This window comes from Streptomyces sp. NPDC039609, assembly GCF_055596705.1.
Genome location: NZ_JBVIUJ010000014.1, coordinates 106960 through 123458, shown reverse-complemented (window position 1 = coordinate 123458; position 16499 = coordinate 106960). Strand labels below are relative to the sequence as shown.

Below are 16499 nucleotides of genomic sequence, written 5' to 3'. Positions count from 1 at the left end.
ATCCGTGAGGTCCCGGCCATGAAGTCATCCGCCCCACCCGCCCCGCGGGAAACCCGACTGATCGAACTGTGGTCGCTCCGCGAGGACACCACGGTGGAGACTGCGGCGGACGATCCCCGGACCGGCCTCGTCAGCACCCGCTGGGACGAGATCCGGCTGCCGTTCACCGACCCGGTGATCTCCCGCGCCCTGGAACGCATGACGTACGGCCCGGTGTCGCTGGACAACGTCCTGCCCGGCTTCAGCGACGCCGGGTCCCTCCCCGGCGACCCGCGCCGCGCCGCACTCCGGGCCACCCTCGAGTCGGTGCGCCACGCCGTGATCCGTACCCTCGCCCTGTCCGACGGCACCGAACAGCTCGCGGTCGTGCCGATCGTGCGCGAGGCCCGCTTCGCCCCCGCCAGGCCGCCGCTGGACGCCGTCCACCGGCTGTCCCGGTTCGCCACCCTGCGCGTCGGGTCCCAGGACATGATCCTCGAATCGCCGCTGAGCACCCACCGGGTGCTGCTGCACACCCCGCAGGCGATGTGGCTGGTCAGCTGCTACGTACGCCCCACCTCGGTCCTCGACACGGCCCGGCTCCTCGACGTTCCGGTCGACGTGGTGCGCACCGCTGTCGGCTATCTGGAGGCGGCCGGGATGCTCGTGCCCGGGACGCCCGGGGGGCGCGCCGACGGCCACGCCACCGGAGCGGAGGACCGGGGCTCGTACGCCGTCACCTTCGCCGAGGACCGGGATCCCGCTCTGGAGCACTGGTCACCGCGCGAGCTGATGCTGCACAACCGCAGCAGGCCGGGCCTGCACGACGAGCAGCTCGGCCTCGACGTCAAGGACGGCACGACCGCGCGGGAACACCCGGCACCCGGTCGCGCGCCCTTGGCGTTGCCGGTTCCCGACCTCGACCTCGTCCTCGCCCGGGACCCCCGGCTGACCACCGTCCTCGAATCCCGCCGCTCCGTCCGGACCGACGGCGGACTGCCGCTGTCCCTGTCCCAGCTGGGGGAGCTGCTCTACCGCTCCGCCCGGGCCCGGCCGACCGCCGGACGCCCGTACCCGAGCGCAGGCTCGGTGTACCCGCTGGAGCTGTACGTCACGGTGGCCGGCTCCGCCGAACTTCCGCGCGGGGCCTATCACTACGATCCGGACGGACACACCCTCTTCCCCCTCGGCACCGAACCGATTCTGGTGGACGCGCTGTTGGGCGAAGCGGGCACCAACGCGGGGCTGAGCCAGGAACCACCCGTCCTGATCAGCATGACGGCACGATTCCGCCGTATGAGCACCGCCTACCCGGGCAGCGCCTACAGCGTGCTGCTCAAGGAGGTCGGGGCGCTCCAGCAGACGCTCTACCTGGTCTCCACGGCCATGGGCATCGGGCCCTGCGCCCTGGCGTTCGGCGACACCGCCATCTCGGCCCGCGCCTTCGGTCTCGACTGGCGCGCCGAATCGGGCGTCGGCGAATTCGTCCTGGCGGCGCTTCCAGCCGGGGCGCCCTCCGCGGAACACCAACTTCCGGTAGCGCCAGGCGGTTTGGCCGCGAGAGGTTCACGACCGGAGATACCTCCCAGTCCGTAACCTACTCGGCCTATGCTGCACACCCCGTGCGATAACGCAGTCGAGTAGGGAGCCCCTGTGCGATGGTCCCGCACCGCAGATTCAGACATATGCAGCCACCGGGCCAGCGAAGGAGGTGACTTGGCGCCGCGCGTCGCCGGCACCATCACCATTGTCGTCATCCTCTGTTTCTTCGCCGTCGCGCTGACCTACGCCGTCGGCGGAGGATTCGGAGGCGGAGAGCTCGCCCTGTGCGGCGTCCTCATGCTGATGCTGCTCTTCCTCCAGCTCAGCCACTCCTTTCCGGACTGGATACCGGCGGCCGCCCGCTTCCGCAGGGGTACGTTGGCCCTCCAGGCAGTCCTCACTTTCGCCCCGTTCACCCTGTTCGGCGCCGCCTGGCTGGGCATGCCCGGCTTCCTCGCCGCGTCCTCGCTGCTCGTCCTGAGGTCGGCACTCGCCTGGACCGCCTTCGCCGCCGTCATCGCCGCGACCGGCGTCGTCCAGTTCGCCGTGGGATACGGAGTGGGCCAGCTCGCCTACAACACCGTCGCCACCGCCCTCACCGGTCTGGTCGTCTACGGGCTCAGCCGGCTCTCCGGTCTGATTCGCGAAGTGCAGGCGGCTCGCGAGGAGTTGGTTCGCCTCGCCGTGACACAGGAACGGCTCCGCTTCGCCCGCGACCTGCACGACCTGCTCGGTTTCAGCCTCTCCACCATCACGCTCAAGTGCGAACTCGCCCACCGGCTGGTGCGGGTGGCGCCGGAGCGCGCGGAGATGGAGATCACGGAGATCGTCCAGACCGCCCGCCAGGCGCTGACCGACGTCCGCTCCGTGGCCAGCAGCTACGTCCAGATGAGCCTGAGCCGCGAGGTGGACAGCGCGGCCTCCCTGCTGCGCGCGGTGGGTATCCGTACCGACATCCGGGTCACCCAGGAGCCCCTGCACAGCTCCGTGGACACCGTCCTCGCGACCGTACTGCGCGAAGGCGTGACCAATCTGCTGCGGCACAGCAAGGCCCAGCACTGCGTGATGGAGGCGAGCGTCCATGACGGCACCGCCCGCCTCCGCATCGCCAACGACGGTCTGCGCGACCGCGATTCCGCCCACTGCCCCGACGCCGAGGGCGCCACCGGCGGGGTGGGTCTGCGCAGCCTCACGATCCGCGCCGAGTCCGTGGGCGGCCGGCTCGCCAGCCGTGTCCGCGAGGACGGCTGGTTCGAACTCACCGTGGAACTCCCGTCCCCGCCGGCCGGCGCCGCCGCGGAGACCCCCGACGTCGAGGCGGCGGAGAGCTAGGGCGTGTCCCGCGGAACGGGCCGCGGGACACGCCCCCGGCTCACAGCCAGCCGGCGTCCCGGGCGATCCGTACGGCGTCCATCCGATTGCGGGCGTTGAGCTTCGTCACCGCTGTGGTCAGATAGTTGCGCACGGTCCCCGCGGACAGGAACACCTTCCGCGCGATCTCCGGCGCGTCGAGCCCCTGCGCGGCCAACCGCAGCACCTCGGTCTCCCGCGCGCTCAGCGGACTCCCCCCGGCCGTCAGCGTCGCGAGCGCCAACTGCGGGTCCACGACCTGCTCCCCGGCGACGACCTGGTGGATCGCCGCCGCGAGCCGGGTCGGGTCGGCGTCCTTGAGCAGGAACCCGGACACCTTCGCCTCCAGCGCCCGACGCAGGTTCCCCGGCCTGCCGAGACTGGTGAGAATGATCGTCCTGCATTCCGGGAGCTCCCGGCTCAGCAGCTCCGCGGCCCTGATGCCGTCGATACCCGGCATGTCGATGTCCAGTACCGCCACGTCCGGCCGGGTCTCCAGCGCCACCGGAAGCACCCGGTCGCCGTTGTCGGCCTCCCCCACCACTTCGATGCCGTCCTCCAGTTCCAGCAGTGAGACCAGGGCCCGCCGGAGCATCAGCATGTCGTCCGCGAGCATGACTCGGATCACTGTTTTCCCCCCTCACGAACCCCCCTGTGGGGCCCGTTCGCGAGGTGAATCGTAGTGCGGCAAGCGGGAATTGGCGGATAATCGTTACTGCACTCCGGTATTCACGCTGGTCAGAGCTCCGGCGCGAAAGCGACCGCCGCAGCATGATCGTCCGCGGTGGCCACATCCCGTACGGTCCAGCCGTCGGGCCCCGCGGCCGGTGTGACACCCGTACCCATGTAGTCCAGCGCGGGGGAGCGGCCGAGTCCGGTACCGATGCCCTTGAGGTACGCCTCCTTGCGCGCCCACGCCCGCGTGAAGGCCGACGGGCGCGACGTCTCGTCGAGCGCCGCCAGCTCGGCCTGCTCGGCCGGATGCAGGACCGTCATCGTCTCCGCGACGGACTCGGGCGTCGGCACGCGCTCCACGTCCACGCCGAGCGGCATCGGCGCGAGCCCGAGCAGCACCAACGACCCGCCGTGCGAGAGCGAGAAGTGCGCCCCGCCCCCCTCCACCACGGGCCGGCCGTGCGGCCCGCCGCAGCACGGGCACACCGCCCGCCCCAGCCGGACCGCCTCCGGCGCGAGACCGAGCCGTTCGCCGAGCAGCACCCGCAGCGCCACATGGGCCACGAGATAGTTCCGCCGGTCCGCCTCCCGGCGCAGGGACTCCGCGCGCCGCAGCTCCCCGGCGTCCAGCACGCGGGGAGCGAGCCGCCCCGCCCAGTCGGCCCAGGCGTCCGCCTCGACCAGCCACAAGGTCGTCTCCGACGCCCGCTGCACGGGCAGCGCGGCGGGCGGCACCACGCCCGGCGAATCGGGCAGGGACGGGATCACAGCTTCCTCCGAGGTCCATGCGGGGGATCGCCGGCCTCCAGCCGCTCGACGTACCCCGCGATCCTGCGCGCCCGCGTCTCCGACTTCACCGCCTTCTCCACGTTGAGCAGTATCTGATATCTGTTGCTCCTGCTCAACGCCTCGTACGCGGCGGCCGCCGCCGGGGACGCGTCGAGCGCGGCCCGCAGATCGGGCGGGACCTCCGCCGTGCTCTGCGGCGCGTACGCGGCGGCCCAGCGGCCGTCGGCCTTCGCCAGCTCGATCTGCGCGAGCCCCGCCGGCCGCATCCGGCCGGCGGCGATCAGCTTCTCGACCTTGGCACAGTTGATCTTCGACCAGGGGCTGCGGCGCTTACGGGGCGAGAAGCGCTGCGCCCACCAACCGTCCGGCACGTTCCCGGAGAAGGCCTTGCCGTCGATCCAGCCGTAGCAGAGCGCGACGTCCAGGGCCTCGGACCGGGTCACCGAGGCGACCGCCGTGCCCTTCTTCGGCAGTGCGAGCCAGACCTCGTCGGCCGCCCCGTGATGCGTCTCCATCCAGGCGGCGAACTCCTCCACGGAGGAGCAGCGCAGATTGTCGTCCGTCGTCATGCCGCCGTGTCCACCTCCACCGCCTCCGTGACGCGCGCACCGGAGCGCGCGGTGTCCGGCACGCTGCTCAGCGGCTGCCGGCCCTGCTGCTCGGCGGCGGCCTTGACGCGCTCCAGAGTCATCCGCATCCCCTCACGCAGCTCCTCGGTGTGGTTGTCGTAACCGCCGAGCATCGAGTTGGCGAACGACGCGGTGCGCTTGCGCTGCCCGGTGTTCTGCCCCGAGACGTCCCACACCTCGGTGACCAGCGTTCCTCCCTGGCCGTCCCGCTCCAGACGGTAGCCCCAACGCACCCCGTTGGTCGTGGTGTGGAAGGCGAAGGACTTGCCCCGCTCCCACTGTTCGACCGTGTTGGAGGTGATCCACGCGACCCAGCCGCGGCGGTTGATGCCGATGAACTTCGCCCCGACCCCGCGCTTGTCCCCGCGCCAGTAGCAGCGGCGGCACTCGGGGCTCCACTCGCCCATCCGCGTCACATCGCTGATCAGGTCCCACACTACCTCGGGAGACGCGTCGATCCGGATCGACACCTCCTCGGGACGGTAGTCCGCCGCGATCGTCCCGCCGGCCTTCCTCGCGAGCTTGGCGCCCCTGCGACGTACCCCGCGCAGCTCCGCGAGGTAGGGGTAGTGGTCCACCTGCATGGTGTGCCGCTTGGAGGTGATGTAGCGCTTGGCGAGCTTCTCCTTGTACCGGGTGATCTCCTTGCGCATCTCCGGCAGGGACGGCAGCGCGGCCTTGCCCTGGAGCAGATCGGCGATCCAGTGGGACTGGGCCTCGGCCAGCACCGTCGTCGCCCCCAGTGGCTGGAACAGTCCCACGAAGTACAGCCCGGAGTGCTGGGGGTCGACCACACGGTGGAAGAGGGAGACGTCGTTGTCCGTCGGGGCGATCACGGACTCGTCGAGGAAGGGGAAGCTGACCTTGTAACCGGTGCTGTAGATGACCGTGTCGATGACCTCGCTGCTGCCGTCGGTGAAGTGCACCGTGTCGCCGTCGAAGTGAGAGATGTTCGGCTTGACCGACAGACCGCCGTGGCCGAGCCGGGGGAGCAGGGACTCCGAGACGGTCGGGTGGGAGTTGAACAGCTTGTGGCCCGGCTTCGGCAGACCGAAGTCGGTGACCTTGCCGATCGTCATCCGCAGCAGGAGGGCCATGACCCAGCGCTGGGTCTCGCGCGGCATCACGCGGGTGATGAACGGGCTGATCATGTCGTCGCCGGGCTTGCCGAACATGAACTTGGGGAAGACGTAGCCACCGGTACGGATCGACAGGAACGTGCGCTCGGAGACGGTGGAGGTCTCCACCGCGATGTCGGAAGCCGAATTGCCGAAGCCCAGCACGAGCACCCGCTTGCCGGCGTACTCGTCGGGGACCTTGTAGTAGTGCGAGTGGATCTGGGTGCCGGTGAAGGTGTCCGCGCCGGGGAAGGCCGGCTCCGGGTCGCGCGGGTCCCAGTGGTGGCCGTTGGCCACGACCACGGAGCCGTAGTGGCGGGTCGTCTCGACCCCCGTGTCACGGTCCTGCGAGGTCACGGTCCAGCCGCCGCCCTCGGCGGGCTCCACATGGGTCACCGACGTACGGAACGCGATCGACTCGCGGAAGCCGAAGTGGTCGACGTAGTCGTCCAGGTACTGCGCGATCTGGACGTGGTCGGGATAGTGCGGGTAGTCCTTCGGCATGGGGTACGCGCGGTACTCGGACAGCTTCTTGGACGTGTTGATGTGCAGGGACCGGTACCCCGACGACATGCCGTTGTCGTTGAGATAGCGCCAGTTGCCGCCGACCTTCGAGCCGGCTTCGTAGCAGTCGAACTCGATCCCGCGCGCGTGCAGAACCTGGCAGGCGGCAAGCCCCGACCAGCCGGCTCCGATGATGCAGACCTTCTCCATGGGGGTGCTTCTCCTTGTGTCTCAGGACAGGTAGTGGCCGCCCGCGGTGACCCGGGCGGGGCCTCCGACGGCGGAGATGACCTGGTGGGCGCTGCGGAGCAGCACATGTCCGACGGCCGAGTCGATCGCACCCGCGAGATGGGGGACGCTCGTGCTGTAGCTGACCTCGAAGGCGACCTCGCTGCCCCCGGGGACATCGGTGCTCGTCCAGGCCCCCTTCAGATGCTGGAAGTCCCCGCTGACCTGCTCGAACTCGATGCGGTACGACTGCTCGGGCGGGGTGTCACGCTCGGTGGGCCGCACGTCGGCGGGCTCGCTCAGCTGCACGTCCGCACGGTCGGCGCGCTCGTACCTCTGCACCCAGCCGGCCGTACCGCCGCGGAAGGCGAGCACCCACTCCTGATCCCCGTCGACGGTGTCCGCGACGGAGAGGATGTCCTCCGCGTACGAGGGGAACGCCGCCCCGTCCGCGAGGCGTTCGATCACTTCGGCGGCCGAGGCGGGGACCGTGGCCTTCAGTACGCGGGTCGTCATGACGCGTCCTCCTTGTCGGCCGCCGGGCGCAGCACACTGACGGCCTGAAAGCGGGTGGTGCGCAGCATGGGGTGGCTCGCCTCGCCGAAGGCACCGCCGGTGAGACCGGGGCCGCCCTGGTTGGGCAGGAAGGGGAGGAAGCCGCTGTGCGAGTCGTTGATCTTCAGATTGCCGGCGTTGGTGACCCCGTCCAGGAAGCGCTCGATCGTCGAGAAGCTGGAGGACCAGACGGAGTTGCGCAGCCCGTACGCATTGCTGTTGACGAACTCCAGCACCTGCTCCAGGAGTTCGTCGTCCGAGGCGACGGTCTCGGGCACGATGATCGGCAGCAGCGGGAAGAAGGTCTCGTCGCGGACGACGGAGAGCGACCTGGCGCCCTGGAGCCCTTCCACGCGCACGATGGTCGGCTCGACGAAGAAGCCGGTGCTCGACTCCGAACCGTCCACCTCCAGACGGCGCCCGCCGTGCAGGAGCTTCGCGCCCTTGGAGAGCGCCTCGCCCAGGCAGCCGAAGAACCAGTCGACCCCGAGGACAGGCGTGAGGACCACGCCCGGCTCGTCGGGATAGCCGGGCCGGATGTCCCTGGTGGCCTCGACGAGCCGCTCGATGAGCTCGTCGGCGATCGTCGGGTGGGCGACGACCTGGTTGGGGACGTTGCAGATCTGGCCGGAGTTCAGGAAGAACTGGGTGATGGTCTCCACCGCGGCGTCCAGGTCGGCGTCGTGCCAGACCACGCAGCAGTCGTTCCCCGCGAGCTCCAGGATCGGCTTCTTGCCCGCGGCGATCGCGTCGGCCTCGAACTCCAGGCCCTTCTTGCTGCCACCGAAGTAGAGCACGTCGTCGACGTGCTCACTGGCGAGCCAGGTCTCCAGCATGGGAGCCCCGCAGAACGCGTTGACCGTCCCGGCCGGCGCGCCCATCTCCTCCAGCACGGGCGCCACGACCTCTCGCATCGCGTACATACAGCTGAGCGCGACGCCACGCGGCGCCCGCACCACGACGGTGTTGCCGGCGATGAGGGCGGTGAGCCCGTTCAGCGCGTTCACGGTCGCGGCGTTCTGCGGCGGATTGATGCAGACGACGCCGTCGGGAATGCGGCGCAGAATCATCTCCCGCTCGCCGTCCACGCGCCGGAACTCCAGCTGCTCGGCGCACCATTCGAGCGTTTCGCTACTCCAACTGGTGAAGGGAATTCCCGTGATCATTCCCTCGGCCGCGTCCCGGGGAGTCCCTTCGGCGACCAGAATCTCGACAAGCGGCTCCCGGTGCTCCAACAGACGCTCTCCGATTCGCCGCCCCACCTCCAGACGTGTCTCGATCGGCACCCGCCGCCACTCCTCGGCAGCCTTGGCCGCCGCCTCGAGTGCCAGCGCCGCCATGTCCTCGTCGGCGACGACACAGGCCCCGACGACGCGCTCCCCCGCCGCATCCGGATCGACTATTCCCAGATCGAGATCGCGCTTGAGACGCAGACTGGGGAAGGTGTCCTCGATGAGGGAACGGGCGGTAATGGTGTGTACGAACTGCGGATCGGCGCCGGTGATGTCCTGGCCACCGATGTAGGCCGGATATACCCCGAACTTCATTTCGCCCCCTTCGGTCAGTCCGAATACGGCTGACGTTTGTCCCCAAAGCTAGGGTGGCGAATCGAGGGGAACAATGAGCCCGCCATCAGGCTTGCTTATGGAAGCGATCCGCCCCAACTCGCCGTCCTCGGCGAGCTCTTGGCGTCGGGCGGGTGGGCGTGTGGACGACGAGGGGCTGATCGTCGCCGTCGCCGTGGCAAGCCGGTGGGTCGCAACCGGCGACGACACCCCGCGACGCGAGAGGGAGGACGCCAACGGCAAGGACGGCGCGAGCGGCGCAGGGAGCAAGCCCACGGGCGGCACGGGCGGCGGTGGGGGAGTACCCCGACCGGCGGGCACGGGAAATGCGCGGAAGTCTCCCCCGTATCGGACCGGTTGCAGGCCCTCGATCCGGGCGGGACGAGAACGTGTCCGCCGCCGATGTCCTGAAGGCCATGGACGGATCGCTCGTGTATTCCATTCGGACCGTAAACATCAGGCCCGGAGAGGACGCCGGTTGTTCCACTGCGACGACAAACCGCCGTGCGGTCCTGTGCGAAAATGCTGCCGCTCACAGGCGTCGTCGCGCACCACTGAGAGAGAGCAAGCAATGCCGAGAATGACAGCGGACGAGGTCGCGGCCGCCCTCGCCGAGGCGGGCTGGTCCCGTGGGCGCGACATCGGTGCGGAACTTCCCGAACTCCTGCGGGTCGTGACGGAGCGTTTTGCCGACGAGGGGCATCCCATCCAACCGTTCGAGACCGCCCAGGATTTCGTACGCGAATTCGGCGGTCTGCGTCTGGTCATCGCGGGCACTCCGCCGGACGCAGTGGGCTTCACCCCGCACTGGATCTACGAGGAGAGCGGCGAGGACGTGGCCGAGCTGGCCGGGAACCTGGGCCGGCGGCTTTTCCCGGTCGGATACGAGGAATTCGACGGGGCGATGGTCCTCATCGACGAGACCGGGCGCTTCTTCCTCATGCACCACACCGGTCCCTACTTCCTCGGGGCCAACACGGACGAGGCCATCAGCTGTCTGCTGCGCGGCCCCCAGCAGGAAGCGGGAATGTACTTTGTCTGACGCCATCCCGGGGACGGCCTCGTCCCTGCTCGTTCAGGGGACGATCACCAGCCACACCAACCTGACCGGTGACGGTGAGCCCCGTCTCCATGCCGCCGTCCGGGAGTTCTTCGACGCGCTCCCGCCGAGCCTGCGTGAACCGTTCCTCGGCTACTGCGCCGAGTCCGCACTCATCTCCGACCAGCTCTACGCCTTCGACGCACGCCGGCCGGACGGCAGGACGACCACCCTCGACGAGGCACTGCCCCACTTCACCGGTGCGGCCCTGGTCTCCCGGAAGATCCGGGCCCAGGGCGACCCCGAGCACGGCACACCGGCCACGATCTGCCGCTCGTGCACGGCGCTGGCGGAAAGGCTGTCGATCACAGTGGTCGACGATTCGTGAGCCGGGCCATGGCGGACGACGGCGTGACGGACCCGGCGGGGACACTGACCCGGGCAGGCTGGCATCCAGGACGGGACGCCGGTGACGAGGCCATGCTCGCGATCAGGAGGACCGCGGGTCTGGGTCCCTGGATCCCGTTCCCGGCCGCCGAGCGCGCGGTACGGGAGTTCTACGGGCTGCGCCTGGAACCGGCCGCCCACGGCGGCAGCGAGGTCGCGGCGACGGGCTGCGTCGTCGACCCCCAGGAGGCCCGGTACTCGGGCCCGGCCCTGCACCGCGTGGCCGAGGCACTCGACACCCGTCTCTTCCCCCTGGGCCGCACCGACGCCGACGCGTCGATGGCCGTCGACGAGCAGGGCCGGCTGTTCTCCGTGGGCATCGGAGGCGCGTGGCTGCTCGGCGACACCGTGAGCGACGGCCTGACCGCGCTGGCCGAGGGCCACCGACCGCTGCACGTCCGGGCGCGAACGTGGCACTGGCCACTGACCGAGACCCCGGCGGACCTGGCGGCCGCCGTCAGGACGGCGCTGGTCGCGGTCTACGTCCTGCACACGAGCGGGTTGTTCGACGCCCGGACACTCCACGCCCGGGCCACGAGCCTCGGAGGTGCGGGCGTACGGGTCCTCGACGAGACCTTCCCCCTGCGGCCGGGGCCGCTGGAGGACAGCGCCGCCCCGCTGATCGAGGCGGTGGAACGGGAACTGTCGGCCGTGTCGCAGACGCCCCACTCCTGCGAACTGACTCTCTCGGTGCCCGCCCCACCCGGCACGCCCGTGCCCCTGTCGGAGCTCACCTGCCAACTCACGGTGGGCGGCCCCGAGGGCTTCACCCTGTCGCTCTCGGCACCCCCGGCGGCCTCCCTGGGTCACCCGGCCACGCTCGTGGACGCCTGCGTCAAAGCCTTCGACACCTGGTCGCCACCACCACCCACGAACAGCTGACACCGGGATGCCCCTGGATGCCGAGGTGACAGACATCCCGGATTCCAACCGGTACTCACTGACTGAGCTCATCCAAGAGGTCCAGGAAGAACGTCAGCCCGCACAGGGCCACGACTATGAGCGCCACCACTCCCAGCGAACAGACGAGAGCGACCACCGTCATGATCCAGCCGCACCCCACAGCGGAGCGATAGTCGCTGTCGTCATCCCAGTCTCGATCAACCATGACGGAAGAGCAGTGTTGATACCCGCACGGCCCGCGCCTCCCCTCCCGCAATTGAACGCGTTCAACCTAGCTCATGCAGGGGCGATGTGACGAGGCCTCCGGGCCCGCGCAGGCAGCTTCCTCGTGCGGCCCACCGTGGAGTGGGAGGAGGCACTGCACACCGAGCGCGTGCCCTTCCCCAACCGAGCCCAAGGCAACTGCACGGTGCTCTACGAGGTCGGCCGTCCCACACGGATCGGCTCCTGGGGCGTCACGGCCGACTGACGACCACCTGGGGACGCCAAGCGGCCGTGCGCAACCACGACGACGAAGAGGCCGACTCGGATCACGCCCTGATGGTTCGCGACCTCCGGACCGGCTCTTGCGCCGGCCCGAAGCCGCGGCAGCGGCTGCCGGTGCCGTGCAGCAGGTGAAGGACGGCGGTGCAACCTCCGCTCCCCGAATGGTGTTTGAGATGTGCGGTCTCACTTCGCTCAGTCCTCGGGCCACCTATTCTGTTTGTCATGACTGTCCAGCCTTCGGAGCCCTCTCCGCGTCCTGCTCCATCAGGAGACCTCCGCGCCTCTCACGACGACCGCGAAGCAGTGGTGGAGCAGCTGCGCGATGCGGCAGCCGAGGGGCGAATCGATTTCGATGAGCTGGATTCCCGCCTGGAGCAGGCGCTGAAGTCCAAGACTCATGCCGAATTGGCCGTCCTGACCGCCGACTTGCCGAGGCCGAATTCCCCTGAGAACCGACCGCCGCTGGTGCTCAAGGGCGGCATGTACGGCGCGTCTCGAGGTCCCGGGCGCTGGGACGTCCCCGGGCACGTGATCGCTCACGGAGGCGTGGGGGGTGTGAAGGTTGACTTCACCCGGGTCGAGTGCCGCCTCACGGAGGTCGCAGTGGAGGCGTACGGGGAGACATCCGGTGTCACGATCGTCCTCCCCGACGCCTGGGCCGCGGACACCAGCGGCATGGATCCCGGCGTCGGCGGCCTGACGGACAAGACCACCACCGACCGGCTCCCGGGAACCCCGCTGATCCGGCTCACCGGGTCCGGCGGCTCGGGAGGAGTGGTCATCCGCCACCCCAACCGCCGGGAACGACGCAAACTGGACAGCAACCCGACGCAGAGCTAGGACGCGTGCCGAGGTCTTGACCTTCCCCATCGTCAAGCGCAAGGACGTGGCCAGGTACGGCACCTACCGCACCAAGGCCTCGTCCTCGCCGAGTACGACCGCATGGCGGCGGCCGGCGTCGGCCTGACCACGTACCTCGTGGATGGCGAAAGCTACACCTCCACCCTCACCCCGCCCCCGGGCCACGGCCCCGCCACCCGGCCGCCCGACACCCACACCACGCCTACGCGGCCCGGACCGGAGGAGACCGCCTCGGTTCGGGCCGCGACTCGAAAGGGGTCGACCATGGATGACGAGATCCAGCTGTTCAGAGACGATGACGGCCTGGCGGTCTTCGGAGACCGAACAGCGGTCGAGCGCTTCCTCGTCTCCGAGGGACTGCCGTCGAAGGGCGTTGGAACGCGACGGCTCGGATCCACCTTCGGCAGTGCGGCCGGAATCGCGCAGACGGGTTCCGACATCGCCGCCGACTCGGGTCTCTGGCTGAAGGTGACCAAGGAGTCCGCGCAGCGCATCGACAGGATCGGGCTGAGGAAGAGTGCCGCGACGGGTCTCGAAACAGGAGTGCTGAAGGGCCCCAAGGGCCGGATCGACGGGTTCGTCGAGTTCGCGAAGGGGTCGGGAGCGCTCCGGGGCAACCCGGCGCAGCTTGCCAACATCGCGGCGGTCATGGCGCAGCTCGCGCTGCAGCAGGCCATGGACGAGGTCGCCGACTACCTCGCCACGATCGACGAGAAGGTCGACGACGTGCTCCGTGCCCAGGAGGACCAGGCGCTTGCGCAGATGATCGCGGTGGACTTCGCGATCAAGGATGCCGTCACCGTCCGGGAGCGGGTGGGCCGGGTCTCCGAGGTCACGTGGTCGAAGGTGCAGAACGCGCCGGCGACGATCGCGTACACCCAGGCGTACGCGCTGCGTCAGCTCGACGCGCTCGCGGAGAAGACGGAGCGCAAGAGCAAGATCGGTGATCTCGCCAAGGCGTCCAAGGAGATCGAGTCCACGGCGCGGCAGTGGCTCGCCGTGCTGGCACACTGCTTCCGGCTCGAGGACGCCTTCGCCGTGCTCGAACTCGACCGGGTGCGGGACACGGACCCGGATGATCTGGACCCGCACCGCCTCGGGCTTCGGGCCGCCCGGAAGAACCGGATGGAGCTCATCTCGGAGAGTACGGAGCGGTTGGTCGCGAGGTTGCACACGGCCGCCGGCACGGCCAACGCGAAGGTGCTGCTGCACCCGACCACGTCCCGCGAGGTGGTGCACGCGCGTAACCACGTCGAGGTCGCCGTCGTCGACTTCCACGGGCGGCTCGGGATCGCGCGCGACCAGGAGTCGTTGGAGGCGCGGCGCTGGAAGGACGCGGCTGTGGAGGTGAGGGACAAGGCGCTGGAGAAGAGCGCGGAGAACATCGACGCCGCCCGGCGCCTCGGCACCGAGACCCTGGACCGGGCAAGGTCGGCGACGGGCAAGCTCTCCGGCGGGATCGCCGAGCGAGCACTCCGCCGGCGCGGGGGTGCGGGCGGGGAGGAAACCTGAGAGGGCGTGACCCTCAGCCACGTGGCTTCTGTGGGGTTGGGCCGACGATCCTCGCGGCTCGATTTACCTCGACAGGCTTCACAGGAGCCGTTCCGGCCTCGACGGCGGGCGCCTCGGCCGAGCCGTCCATGCCCTGACGAGCGGACCTGTCGCGGCGCGCGACGCCCTCTGCGTCCACAAGCTCCCCGCCGACGCGCGTCCTGCCCAGTGGGCGTTCTCCGGCTCCCGGGGAGAGTCCGAGGGCGACCTGGCCGTCGTCACGATCACCGGTACCGCTTCCAGCCGACAGCCCCGACTCACCGCCTGCCCGGAGCCGTGTCATGACATCGTTCCCCGACGAGGGAGACACCCGCAAGGTCCAGACCGCCGTCATCGGGCGGGCCGGATCCGACGACCCCGTCTTCCTCCCGTACGACCACGACGAGTTCGACCACTTCATGCGGGGCCGCTCCCGCGACGACTTCTACTGCGGGATCCTCCTCGGTGGCTGTGGCAAGAAGCTCAGCGCGAAGCGCTACACCGAGAAGAAGTGCCACTTCGCCCACCGTCCGCCCGTCCACTGCCGCCGCACCGCCAACGGCGAGTCCAGCGCCGACCACCTCTACATCGGTCAAGCCCTGACGCGGTGGCTCGCTCGGCACAACCACCGGCAGGCCAAGGCGTCGTACCGGACGGTCGGGAACAGGCCGGGCGGCACGGTGGACTTCCGGCTGTCCGGCGGGCAGCAGCTCGTACGGGTGCAGATGGCCCGGCTGGGGCTGCACCCGTGGCGGCAGGAGGCGGACGAACTCTCCAAGAGCTCCGACCGCGTCGAGTGGCTGTTCGGTCCGGACAGCATGCTGGCCTACGACCGGGTCGAAAGCCACGGTTACGCGATCCGGGTCGAGTGCCGGACCGTCGGTGCCACGCGCGAGGTGCGTATCGGAACCCAGCTTCCCGGCAACACCGTCGAATGGAGCACGCTGTCCGAGTGCGTGATGACCCGCGCGGGCATCGTCACACCGAGCCTGACGCAGACCGCCCAGGGCATCGTGCCGCGCGTATCGGCCACCGACACGGCCACCGCGCCCGCTCAGCCCGCTCCCTCCGCCCCCACTCCGCTCTCCTTCCGCCTCGCCGATGACACCGTGGCATTCACGGGGGCGGAGCCGAGAACCGATGTCCGTCCGCCGAGCGGCACGATGCAAGGGAGCGTGTACGACGCGGACATTCAGCCCCTGGGGTCGGCTGTGACCCGCGCCCGGGTCGTCCTTCCCCTCTCCTCGACGACTCCCCACCCGGCGAGGGTGTATTCCCTGCGGGACCGGGTGACTCTGACTCCTCTCGCCTCCGACCCCGAGTCACCGGCCTGGCTGATAACCGCAGCCCAGACGCGACGCCTCGACGCCCGAGAGGCCGCCGCCTGGAGCGGTCTCGAGCCGGCTCCGCCCGAGCCCGTCGTACCCACCACCGCCCGGACGGCGCAGCCGACAGCGGCGCCCGCCCCACAGCCACCACTCAGCGACCCGGAGATCATCGCTTCCTTCCGGCAGACCTTGCAGCGCACGGCCCGCGCCCAGGGTCGGGTCACGTGGTCGGTACTCACCGATGGCTTGGGCGAGTCCGTGAAGCCGTTCACACCGGAGCACCGTCTCAAGCTCCTCGTCGCCCTCGACTTCCCCCGTGCTCGGGACAAGCCGGTGCTGTCCTCGCTCATCGAATCCGGCGGCGCCGGCCCGGTGCCGTACTTCGCCGATGTGCTCACCGGCCTCGGCTGGGCACCGGGCCTGGCTCCGCAGCAGGTCGGGCGTATCCACCAGCAGGAGCTGCAACGCGCGTACGAGCTCTGCGGCGGGAACTCGGTCAAGCCGCGTCCGAACCCATCGGCGGACGCGCAGCAGCAACGAGAGACCGCCCGTGGGCTGACCTCGCCCGCTGGGCTCTCGAATATGCAGCTCGTCCTCGCTGTGCGTGAACACCTCAAGGCGCTCGCCAAGATCAGCGCCGCCGACATCACCTGGCGTGAGCTCTCGGAGAACACCGGATTCGACTTCGGGGTCCTCTCGGACGAGCGGCGCGCCCATCTCCTTTTCCGCGTGGACGAACCGCTCGACGATCACGGCCTCATGTACGCGGCCCTCGTCGTGGCAGACGGCGGGAAGCCACTGCCGTACTTCCCGATGATTCTCGAGCGCCATGGGCGCCCGGTGCCGGGTCTTCAGAGCGAAGTGCACTGGGCGAGGCGGCTGGAGGCGGACCGCATCCGGGACGCGTACACGGGCGGTGCGAACCGGTCGACGGGCGGGGAGGCGGCATCACACGCTGCCGCATCGGCCCC

General features: G+C 69.8%; 15 protein-coding genes. 9 read left to right on the top strand and 6 right to left on the bottom strand.

Annotation, left to right across the window (positions count from 1 at the left end; genetic code table 11):
* The first annotated feature begins 18 nt into the window (after nucleotides 1-18).
* Nucleotides 19-1575, top strand: a complete 1557-nt coding sequence (locus ACZ561_RS33390) for a SagB family peptide dehydrogenase (protein ID WP_471002358.1) — start codon at nucleotides 19-21, stop codon at nucleotides 1573-1575.
* 120 nt (nucleotides 1576-1695) lie between these two features.
* Nucleotides 1696-2853, top strand: a complete 1158-nt coding sequence (locus ACZ561_RS33385; protein WP_471002355.1) for a sensor histidine kinase — start codon at nucleotides 1696-1698, stop codon at nucleotides 2851-2853.
* 40 nt (nucleotides 2854-2893) lie between these two features.
* Here ACZ561_RS33385 and ACZ561_RS33380 read toward each other — a convergent pair whose 3' ends face one another.
* From ACZ561_RS33380 to ACZ561_RS33355, 6 genes are all read right to left on the bottom strand, one after another.
* Nucleotides 2894-3499 (bottom strand): response regulator transcription factor, encoded by a 606-nt coding sequence (locus tag ACZ561_RS33380; RefSeq protein WP_471002352.1) that lies wholly within the window; start codon nucleotides 3497-3499, stop codon nucleotides 2894-2896.
* A 110-nt stretch (nucleotides 3500-3609) separates the two neighbouring features.
* A complete protein-coding gene (locus tag ACZ561_RS33375; RefSeq protein ID WP_471002349.1) occupies nucleotides 3610-4314 on the bottom strand; it encodes a 4'-phosphopantetheinyl transferase family protein in 705 nt (234 codons plus the stop codon).
* Nucleotides 4311-4904, bottom strand: a complete 594-nt coding sequence (locus ACZ561_RS33370; RefSeq protein ID WP_471002347.1) for a YdeI/OmpD-associated family protein — start codon at nucleotides 4902-4904, stop codon at nucleotides 4311-4313. The genes ACZ561_RS33375 and ACZ561_RS33370 overlap by 4 nt, the downstream gene beginning before the upstream one ends.
* Complete coding sequence (locus ACZ561_RS33365) at nucleotides 4901-6796, bottom strand: NAD(P)-binding domain-containing protein (RefSeq protein WP_471002344.1); 1896 nt, start codon at nucleotides 6794-6796, stop codon at nucleotides 4901-4903. Before ACZ561_RS33365 ends, ACZ561_RS33370 begins: the two co-directional genes overlap by 4 nt.
* A 21-nt stretch (nucleotides 6797-6817) precedes the next feature.
* Complete coding sequence (locus tag ACZ561_RS33360; protein WP_471002341.1) at nucleotides 6818-7330, bottom strand: SRPBCC family protein; 513 nt, start codon at nucleotides 7328-7330, stop codon at nucleotides 6818-6820.
* On the bottom strand, nucleotides 7327-8916 hold the full coding sequence (locus ACZ561_RS33355; RefSeq protein WP_471002338.1) for an aldehyde dehydrogenase family protein: 1590 nt from the start codon (nucleotides 8914-8916) through the stop codon (nucleotides 7327-7329). Before ACZ561_RS33355 ends, ACZ561_RS33360 begins: the two co-directional genes overlap by 4 nt.
* A gap of 589 nt (nucleotides 8917-9505) precedes the next feature.
* On the opposite strand from ACZ561_RS33355, the gene ACZ561_RS33350 reads away from it, so the two are divergent.
* From ACZ561_RS33350 to ACZ561_RS33320, 7 genes are all read left to right on the top strand, one after another.
* Complete coding sequence (locus ACZ561_RS33350; protein WP_471002335.1) at nucleotides 9506-9976, top strand: SUKH-3 domain-containing protein; 471 nt, start codon at nucleotides 9506-9508, stop codon at nucleotides 9974-9976.
* Complete coding sequence (locus tag ACZ561_RS33345; RefSeq protein ID WP_471002332.1) at nucleotides 9969-10361, top strand: YwqJ-related putative deaminase; 393 nt, start codon at nucleotides 9969-9971, stop codon at nucleotides 10359-10361. The genes ACZ561_RS33350 and ACZ561_RS33345 overlap by 8 nt, the downstream gene beginning before the upstream one ends.
* Nucleotides 10362-10369: 8 nt before the next feature.
* Nucleotides 10370-11302 carry an SUKH-3 domain-containing protein gene (locus ACZ561_RS33340; RefSeq protein WP_471002329.1) on the top strand — a complete coding sequence of 311 codons (933 nt, stop codon included), beginning with the start codon at nucleotides 10370-10372 and terminating at the stop codon, nucleotides 11300-11302.
* A 349-nt stretch (nucleotides 11303-11651) separates the two neighbouring features.
* Nucleotides 11652-11792, top strand: coding sequence for a hypothetical protein (locus ACZ561_RS33335; protein WP_471002326.1), 141 nt, complete (start codon nucleotides 11652-11654; stop codon nucleotides 11790-11792).
* Nucleotides 11793-12031: 239 nt separating this feature from the next.
* A complete protein-coding gene (locus ACZ561_RS33330; RefSeq protein WP_471002323.1) occupies nucleotides 12032-12649 on the top strand; it encodes a DUF1707 SHOCT-like domain-containing protein in 618 nt (205 codons plus the stop codon).
* A gap of 285 nt (nucleotides 12650-12934) precedes the next feature.
* Complete coding sequence (locus tag ACZ561_RS33325; RefSeq protein ID WP_471002320.1) at nucleotides 12935-14182, top strand: hypothetical protein; 1248 nt, start codon at nucleotides 12935-12937, stop codon at nucleotides 14180-14182.
* A 320-nt stretch (nucleotides 14183-14502) separates the two neighbouring features.
* Nucleotides 14503-16499: competence protein CoiA family protein (locus tag ACZ561_RS33320; protein ID WP_471002317.1), on the top strand; the 1997-nt coding region annotated here is incomplete at its 3' end.

Excerpts from the sequence above, each read along its gene's own strand:
- ACZ561_RS33390 (WP_471002358.1), top strand. The coding sequence starts at position 19 with ATGAAGTCATCCGCCCCACCCGCCCCGCGGGAAACCCGACTGATCGAA.
- ACZ561_RS33370 (WP_471002347.1), bottom strand. The coding sequence starts at position 4,904 with ATGACGACGGACGACAATCTGCGCTGCTCCTCCGTGGAGGAGTTCGCC.
- ACZ561_RS33365 (WP_471002344.1), bottom strand. The coding sequence starts at position 6,796 with ATGGAGAAGGTCTGCATCATCGGAGCCGGCTGGTCGGGGCTTGCCGCC.
- ACZ561_RS33360 (WP_471002341.1), bottom strand. The coding sequence starts at position 7,330 with ATGACGACCCGCGTACTGAAGGCCACGGTCCCCGCCTCGGCCGCCGAA.
- ACZ561_RS33355 (WP_471002338.1), bottom strand. The coding sequence starts at position 8,916 with ATGAAGTTCGGGGTATATCCGGCCTACATCGGTGGCCAGGACATCACC.
- ACZ561_RS33350 (WP_471002335.1), top strand. The coding sequence starts at position 9,506 with ATGCCGAGAATGACAGCGGACGAGGTCGCGGCCGCCCTCGCCGAGGCG.
- ACZ561_RS33340 (WP_471002329.1), top strand. The coding sequence starts at position 10,370 with ATGGCGGACGACGGCGTGACGGACCCGGCGGGGACACTGACCCGGGCA.
- ACZ561_RS33330 (WP_471002323.1), top strand. The coding sequence starts at position 12,032 with ATGACTGTCCAGCCTTCGGAGCCCTCTCCGCGTCCTGCTCCATCAGGA.
- ACZ561_RS33325 (WP_471002320.1), top strand. The coding sequence starts at position 12,935 with ATGGATGACGAGATCCAGCTGTTCAGAGACGATGACGGCCTGGCGGTC.